This window comes from Bacillus sp. DJP31 (genome assembly GCF_049310945.1).
Lineage (GTDB): Bacteria > Bacillota > Bacilli > Bacillales > SA4 > Bacillus_BS.
In genome coordinates, this window is record NZ_JBMERO010000051.1 from 1 (window position 1) to 8221 (window position 8221).

Genomic DNA, 8221 nt, shown 5'->3' on the forward strand with positions numbered 1-8221 from the left:
CAGAAATCCCTACGTGGAGGGATTTCTGCGTACTTGAGATGAAAGTTGGGTTAAGACTAGATCGTTTGCTCGGTGGTGGCAGAATGCCTGGCTATCATAAAATGGCTGAGAAAATGTCACCTGTCCACTATTTGAATGCGGTTGTTACTGGAGAATTGAAGGATCCAGTCATCACCTTCCTACTCCGTTGTGGTCGAACTCAGGTTAAGGTGGTAGCCAATTATCTAGAGGACGAAGAATCTTGTCATTACGGAGCACTTATGGAATGGAAAAATCCATTTAAGACTAGTAACTAGGGAGGAGTGCTTAGGATGCTAGAGTATCTTAGAATTAACGACATTAATGACCCAATGTTTCAACAAATGCATGAATTAATGCAACATGTTTTCCCACCAGAAGAAGTGTTGGAATTTGACCTATGGACAGAACCACATGAAGATCAAGAAATTCGTGTTTTTGTGGATGTTATGGACGGAGACGTTGTGGGAGCAACTGAATATCGTTATTACGAAGATTTCAATGTAGCTTTCAATGTAGCCATGACCGATTTTACGATTATTGGAGAATCTAAACTTAGTATAGGACCCTTTTTAGCTCAAAAAAGACTAGAGGATCAATTGCAACAGCAGCACAGGTTAGTTTAACAGAGTCTAGACAAAAGAACCCCTTACATAAATTGTAAGGGGTTCTTCATTTAAAGAGGATATTTTAATGACTTACATTTCCAGACCTTTTAAAATGTTTTTTATAGATAAAGTTTAGCAATTGATCCAATTCCTGGCTAACTTTTATGGTTTCACTATCAAGAAGACCCTTTTTTAAACCCAATTGAATCATGAGATTTCTTTTTTCCTCTATAACACGTTGATACCTAGTTAATTCCATCTGGATCACCAATCCTATCTTTTTTAGTATTGGACCTTACCTCTTTTTCTTCAAATGCTTCTAGGTACTTTATGATCTCGTCTTCATTCAAAGGTCGTGAATAGAGGAAGCCCTGTACCTGGTCACAATGTTTCTTTTTCAGGTAATCTAGTTGTTCCTCTGTTTCTACTCCTTCAGCAACCACCTTTAGTCCTAGGTTGTGAGCCATGGAAATAATCGTATTCACGATGGTTGTCTGTTGTTTATTTTGAACAAAGGATTTGTCTATTTTAAGTGCATCTAATGGGAACATGTTCAAGTAGCTAAGGGAGCTATAGCCAGTACCAAAATCGTCGATACTTATCTTGACTCCTAATTCCCTTAAATTTTGGAGGATAACCATCGTCTTTTCGATATCTGCAGTCATACTCTCTGTTATCTCTAGCGTTAAAAATGCTGGATTAAAGTTCGTTTCTTTAATGATACGTTCAACCATTTTCACAAGGTTATTTTGCTGAAATTGCCTTAATGAAAGATTGACAGACAGTGACAAGTGATGATGCCCTCTATTTCGTATAGCCTGAACCTTCTCACATGCTGTTCGTAAAACCCATTCCCCGATCGGGACAATCATACCCGTCTCTTCTGCTAAAGGAATAAACTCGATAGGAGAAATAAGTCCTTTTTCAGGATGGTTCCACCGCAGCAAAGCTTCCAAACCAACAACCTGTTGATTCTTTATATCTACCTGAGGTTGATAGTAGATCGTTAATTCTTCTCTATCCAAAACTTTTCGAAGATCTGTCTCAAGCATCAGCTGGTTAAGAGCCTTTTCATCCATCGACGGATTGTATAGCTGATATCTATTTCCCTGCTCTTTGGCCCGGTACATAGCCGTATCAGCACGTTTCATTAAGTCCTCACTATTATCCGCGTCATTTGGATATATTGCGATCCCGATGCTAGGAACGATCGAAAGTTCTTGATTAACCAAAGTAAAAGGTTCCTTAAAAGCATCAAGTAGGTTCCTTGCAAATGAAAGGGTTTCATTGATATCCCGCGTTTTAGGAATTAATAGGGCAAATTCATCTCCACCTAAGCGGGATAACAAATCCATCTTCCTTGTGCACCCTACCAATCGCTCGCCCACCATTCTAAGTAACTGATCCCCGACAGAAAAACCAAGGGATTCATTGATTATTTTAAAGCGATCTAAATCTAGATACATGACAACAAGCTGTTGTTTTTTCTGAAGGGCAGTATCTATTGCATCCTTTAGCTTCTTATAAAAATGATTTCGATTAGGTAATTGGGTTAATTCGTCATAATAGGCAAGATAATTGGCTAATTCCTCTGCTTTTTTCTTTTCAGTAATATCAATACAATAAACCGTTACTTCTGTCACTATTCCATCAATAAGTAAAGGTTTAAAGTTCGCAATATAGTTAATACCAGCCAGTTGTCCCTCATAACTAACTTCCTGACCACTCCAAGCTTTTTCATACATCTTCTCTTTTACTATGGTCATATCCTTGGGTATCAATTGCAGAAGTTCTTTTCCAACAGCTAAACCTGGGGAAAGCCCCATTCTATAGAGCATTTCTCCATCACAATAGGTATGGATAAAACGATCGTTTTCCTTCTTATATTTAAAAATCATTCCGGATTGATTTCGAATGACTTCCTCTAACTCTCGGTGGTTATCAATAAGTGAATGATACTGTGACTTAAGCTCCTCTTTAGTAAAGGGCTTCTGGATATCCATTATTTTTTCATAATATTCAATACATGCCTTACCTTTTTCCTTTGCCTGATACATGGATAAATCTGCCTTCTTAATTAAAGTATCAATATCTTGTCCATCAAATGGATATAGACTGATCCCAATACTCGCTGTCAAAGCAATTTCATGATTTTGAATGCAATAAGGAGCTGATAAAATTTCTGAAATTCGATCAACGCATACTCTTAATTGGTCCTTACTTATCGAAGGCAGGATGATAATAAACTCATCTCCACCTAGTCTGGCAATCATATCACTCTCTCTGATACAGGACTTCATTCTTCCTGCAACTTCCTGCAGTATCAAATCCCCTACGTCATGCTTATAGGTATCATTGACACTCTTAAAATTATCCAAATCCAAGAATAATACAGCACATCTTTGGCCTTCAATATGCTCTAATTCCGTAAAATATTCCTTAATGAAGGTACGGTTGTATACACCTGTTAAAGGATCATGAATAGCGATACTCTCTAAATCAATGATATACGCCATGAAGGTAGCCATTGTCTCAAGAAGTTTAATATGTTGTTCCGAGAAGGAAAATAGTTGAGAATCAAAGGCACATAAATTTCCAAATATATCACCATTTTTCAATACAATTGGCACCCCAAGAAAACTCTTTATACCAAGTTGAATCGTAGGAAGCAGCGAACACGCAATGGGGTGCTCTGAAGTGTTATTTATGATTAGTGGTACCCGACCACCATTTAGAATAATGTTTCAAAAAGCATCATCAAGATCTAAAAAAGCACCACGTTCAAACAGGATCTCTCCCCGATTAAATACACTAAACACCTGACTTGATGAAGCATCCGTTTTAGATACACAAAAAGTATTGACCCCGATAAACCGACTAAGCATATCAAAAATGTCATAGGAGGCTTCGTGTATTTTTTGATTAAAGAGTTTCTGTACAATCCCCATGATGTTACCCCCTTTAGATTAAAAGAAAACCTACTATTCTATCTCTCTCGAGTAGGTAATTTGAACGATACAAAAATAAAACGCCCCAGCATAGGAGCGCAGGAAATCTAAAGTAGTTTTAGATGCAACTGGCTAGCATGTCTACTTAACTTCAGAGTAGACTAAGCCCCTATAGTTTTGCGTCCTACTTTTTCAAGTAGTTTGCCGTATTTAGTTGAGTTTGAGTATCATTTATCCTAATTCGATTATACTACATCCAGTGTCTTTTTTTATACGTTAATTATCAATTTAAGTCTATGTACCTAGAGTATAGAAATAAAAAGACCTAAGAACAATTGAGATTCTTAGGTCCAACTCTATATTAGAATTACCCAACCAAATTCTTCTGATTCTCGACTTTTTCATCCTGCACAAACAGCAATCCTAGCTCATGATGCTCGCCATCATAGAGTGCACGCTGCACCAATCTCGGTTCGTTGTTGTGATCAACAACTTCTAGCTTGACGAAAGCACGATTTTTTTGGAGAGATTGGTAGAATCCCTCTACATTCTTAATGCTAATTCCATTAACTTTAGTAATGAGTTCACCGACCTTAAGCGCCATTTTATCAGCAGGTGATTTGGGAATGACCCCAAGAATAACAAGTCCAAGGTCACGGCTTGAGAAAAATAGATGGTCATCATCCTGAACGCGCTGTTGAATAGATAACAATTCACGGCCAATCATAGCTAGTAGTGCAGTGGCGATCCCCATAATCGGAATCCAAAAGGTGACAACAGCTAACAGGAGGATAAATAAACCTAAGGCAATGACTCTCTTTCCTGTAAAAGAAACCGCTTCGCTTGGTAGGCTTCCTCTTGTTCGTTGGTAAAAGCCGATTCCAAACGGCACAACACATAAGGCAAATGTCTGCTCACCCAACGAAAGAAGCGGCCACCATGGAAAAAATGAAGTAACAGCATTTCCTGGTAATAGTAAGAAAACAGGTATCATCCAAAGACGATTGGAAATATGAGAACCTATAAATCTACCTCGCTTACTCGTTTCTAAACGGGGTGAGCTTATGCGTAAACCATCCTTGAATATTAAAAATCCTTCCGTAAGTAAAAGGAGGGCAAGTATTACTCCAAAAGTGGCTGGGTGAATTGAGGCAAGTTCACGGACTAACGAATCGATCATCGGAATCCCTGTAGTAAATTGGGGCAGGATGAAAGAAAGTAGAAAGGACAGGCCTAAAACGTATGCAGGAGATAGTAAACGCAAAACTAGTGTCAAGCTCAAGAGTATGGTCACGAGCCCAACTAACACAAGACCCCCAACTGGTAGTACCATTCCCAATCCAAGTGTCACTAAGGAAATGATCAAACCTGCAAACAATCCTTGAGTCAGCATGGATTTCAATTCACTGATACTATCAAAAATCCGCACATGAAAATGCTTACGCTCCTGTTTCACACGATAATATCCAAGTAGTAATGTTAGAAGAATAAAAAAGTAGAAAACAGGATGTAGAAAAAATCTTCCAATTCCCTTTAAAAATTCAATCAGCCAAATATCCACAAACTCACCACCAATGACATAAATTCCCGAAACTATTATTACTCTTATTCTATCATTAATAGTTGATTTTTCGTAATTGTTTTTTATCGGGAAAAATATTTAAAGCTATTAGATGGATGCCAAACTACACCCTAGCACAATCGAAGAGCTCGTAAAAGAGTTAGAGGAAGTAAAAAGAGACCCTATCGAAATTAAGTTGGAATTCAGCGATCCGATTCCTGAACCAAATGCAATGCCTAGTGGAAAAATGATCATAAGAATGCCGAGAACCCTACATTGGCGTTTAGCAGGGGAAGCAAAACAAGAAGGAGTCTCCTTGAATCAATATATGATTTATAAGCTGAGCCAATCTATTGGAGCAGCTGAGGCAGAGTAAATGAACACAAAAAACGCTTGGATATGAGATATCCAAGCGTTTTCCTCATTCCATTATTTAAACAATGCCTTCAACGCCGAATCAAGCTGAGCATCATTTTTCGGATCACGGACTTTGTCAATAAGTGCCTGCTGCATTTTTCCAGCAGTTTCTTTTGTGATGGTACCAGACTCTGTAATTTTTACTGATTTTTGGAATGCCTTAACTGCTGCTTCTGTTTCTTTGCTGAAGTAGCCATCTTCGCGGCCTGCATCAAAACCAAGTCCTTTTAGCATAATTTGAGCATTCTTGATTTGTTCGCTATTCATATCAAAGGCTAAATCCTTTTCAACTGCTATTGGATTGGCATAAAAGTAAGTTGGCTGTTCAACAACGATCGTTGGTTCTACGCCTTTTTCATGTATCCAATTTCCATCTGGTGTTAACCATTTAAAGTAGGTTAGCTTAATATTGCTTCCATCACCCATTGGAACGGCCTGTTGAACGGTTCCTTTACCGAATGACGTTTTGCCGATAATTTCATAGCCGCCCGCTTCCTTCATTGCACCTGCCATGATTTCAGATGCAGAAGCACTTCCTTCATCAATCAACACTGTGATAGGGTATGGCTTTTTCTCTGTGGTAGTAGTGAAAAAACGTTCCTTCTCTCCACTACGATTTTCTATTTGTACAATAGGCTGATCCTTTGTAATAAAGAGTCTTAGCATTTCTTTGACACTCTCCAAGAAACCACCAGGGTTGCCTCGAACATCTATTACAAGCCCTTTCATTCCTTCAGCCTCAAGCTTCTTCACTGCCTTTTCAAAATCAGGAGCTGTTTCTTCAGAGAAAGATGTGACCTCGATATAGCCTACTTTTTTACCGTCATATTCTTTCATTTCTGGATAAATGGTTTCAAGTGGAATTTCATCACGAATAACTGGGACTGTCATTAATTCACTGACACCAGGGCGGATGATCTCTAAATTAACCGTTGTCCCTTTTTCCCCACGAATTTTTAGGACTGCTTCGTATAAATCCAGACCTTCAATACTTTTACCATCGACCTTTATCACCTGGTCATTTGGCTTAAGTCCCGCCTTTTCTGCAGGAGAATCTTTGAATGGAGCAACAATTGTCACCTTGCCATCCACCATACTAACCTCAGCACCGATTCCTTCAAACGAAGACTCTAGCGTTGAAGAGAATTGCTCGGCTGTCGCTTTATCCATATAGACCGAATAAGGGTCCTCTAGCGTCCCAATCATCCCCTGAATGGCACCTTCAATGAGCTCCTGCCCCTCAATGTCCTTTACATAATTAGCGGAAATCAAGTCGTACGCTTGCTTCACCTTTTCAAAACCAGCTGGTGCCTCTGCAGTACCTTGTTCTGCTTGTTCCTCCGAAGCCTTGGTTTCAGAGCTTTCTTGCTTAGTCACGGAAGGCTCCGCACCAAACTGATTCATCGCAAGGTATGTTCCGCCACTACCTATTAGTAGGGAGACTGCCATTAATAATGCTGTGACTTTCTGGTTCATAAACTTCCTCCTCATCAAGATCCAAGTTACAGTTATGTACTATTTTAAGTCTTTTACCCAAACTTAGCTAGCGACAACTCGTTTGAAAATTTCGAAAGCTAGGTTTTTGTTATCGTTTAAGCCAATAGCTTGCGAAAAAACATTAGACACCACGCCTACCCTATGTGGGATATCTCACTATTAACTTATATGCCATGCTTGTACTAAATATGAATTAAAGAAGAAAAGAGGCTCATTTTGACGGTGCGCTGTCCCGATTTACCTCTATTCGGGACAGATGTGGCTCTTTTCGACGGTGCGCTGTCCCGATTAACCTCTATTTGGGACAGATGTGGCTCTTTTCGACGGTGCGGTGTCCCGATTAACCTCTATTCGGGACAGATGTGGCTCTTTTCGACGGTATGGTGTCCCGATTAACCTCTATTCGGGACAGATGTGGCTCTTTTCGACGGTATGGTGTCCCGATTAACCTCTATTCGGGACAGATCAGACTCTTTTCGACGGTGCGCTGTCCCGATTAACCTCTATTTGGGACAGATGTGGCTCATTTCGACGGTGCGCTGTCCCGATTAACCTCTATTCGGGACAGATCAGACACTTTTCGACGGTATAGTGTCCCGATTAACCTCTATTCGGGACAGATGTGGCTCATTTCGACGGCGCAGTGTCCCGATTATCCTCTATTCGGGACAGATCAGACTCATTTCAACGGTATGCTGTCCCGGATATCCTCTATTTGGGACAGATGTGGCTCTTTTCGATGGTGCGCTGTCCCGGATATCCTCTATTTGGGACAGATGAGGCTCTTTTCGTTGGTATGGTGTCCCGATTAACCTCTATTCGGGACAGATCAGACTCTTTTCGACGGTGCGTTGTCCTGATTAACCTCTATTCGGGACAGATCAGACTCTTTTCAACGGTGCGCTGTCCCGGTTAACCTCTATTCGGGACAGATCAGACTCTTTTCGACGGTATAGTGTCCCGATTAACCTCTATTCGGGACAGATGTGGCTCTTTTCGACGGTGCAGTGTCCCGATTAACCTCTATTCGGGACAGATCAGACTCTTTTCGACGGTATAGTGTCCCGATTAACCTCTATTCGGGACAGATGTGGCTCTTTTCGACGGTGCGGTGTCCCGATTAACCTCTATTTGGGACAGATCAGACTCTTTTCAACGGTGCGCTGTCCCGG

6 protein-coding genes, 2 pseudogenes and 1 riboswitch are annotated in these 8221 nt (G+C 40.2%); of the genes and pseudogenes, 3 read left to right on the plus strand and 5 right to left on the minus strand.

The annotated features are described in order from the left end of the window. Together ACOI1C_RS21665 and ACOI1C_RS21670 are read left to right on the plus strand one after the other, a co-directional pair. Positions 1-296, plus strand: a pseudogene (locus ACOI1C_RS21665) (GNAT family N-acetyltransferase); the annotation flags it as partial. A 15-nt stretch (positions 297-311) separates the two neighbouring features. Then, positions 312-614: pseudogene (locus tag ACOI1C_RS21670) on the plus strand (GNAT family N-acetyltransferase); the annotation flags it as partial. A 94-nt stretch (positions 615-708) separates the two neighbouring features. Here ACOI1C_RS21670 and ACOI1C_RS21675 read toward each other — a convergent pair. The 4 genes from ACOI1C_RS21675 to ACOI1C_RS21690 all read right to left on the minus strand — a co-directional run bounded on the left by ACOI1C_RS21675 (position 709) and on the right by ACOI1C_RS21690 (position 5135). Beyond that, the gene (locus tag ACOI1C_RS21675; protein ID WP_422512673.1) at positions 709-885 is read right to left on the minus strand and encodes an aspartyl-phosphate phosphatase Spo0E family protein; all 177 of its coding nucleotides are present in this window, start codon (positions 883-885) and stop codon (positions 709-711) included. Beyond that, on the minus strand, positions 872-3367 hold the full coding sequence (locus tag ACOI1C_RS21680) for a diguanylate cyclase domain-containing protein (protein WP_422512681.1): 2496 nt from the start codon (positions 3365-3367) through the stop codon (positions 872-874). Before ACOI1C_RS21680 ends, ACOI1C_RS21675 begins: the two co-directional genes overlap by 14 nt. Before the next feature lie 3 nt (positions 3368-3370). Next, complete coding sequence (locus ACOI1C_RS21685) at positions 3371-3574, minus strand: hypothetical protein (protein WP_422512675.1); 204 nt, start codon at positions 3572-3574, stop codon at positions 3371-3373. A 120-nt stretch (positions 3575-3694) separates the two neighbouring features. After that, a riboswitch (cyclic di-GMP riboswitch) is annotated at positions 3695-3790 on the minus strand. A gap of 151 nt (positions 3791-3941) precedes the next feature. Further along, positions 3942-5135, minus strand: coding sequence for a PDZ domain-containing protein (locus tag ACOI1C_RS21690; RefSeq protein WP_422512676.1), 1194 nt, complete (start codon positions 5133-5135; stop codon positions 3942-3944). A gap of 112 nt (positions 5136-5247) precedes the next feature. Between ACOI1C_RS21690 and ACOI1C_RS21695 the strand changes: the two genes are divergently transcribed. Further along, on the plus strand, positions 5248-5511 hold the full coding sequence (locus ACOI1C_RS21695) for a toxin-antitoxin system HicB family antitoxin (protein WP_422512678.1): 264 nt from the start codon (positions 5248-5250) through the stop codon (positions 5509-5511). A gap of 53 nt (positions 5512-5564) precedes the next feature. Here ACOI1C_RS21695 and ACOI1C_RS21700 read toward each other — a convergent pair whose 3' ends face one another. Then, on the minus strand, positions 5565-7028 hold the full coding sequence (locus tag ACOI1C_RS21700; protein WP_422512679.1) for a S41 family peptidase: 1464 nt from the start codon (positions 7026-7028) through the stop codon (positions 5565-5567). Between the last annotated feature and the right edge of the window lie 1193 nt (positions 7029-8221).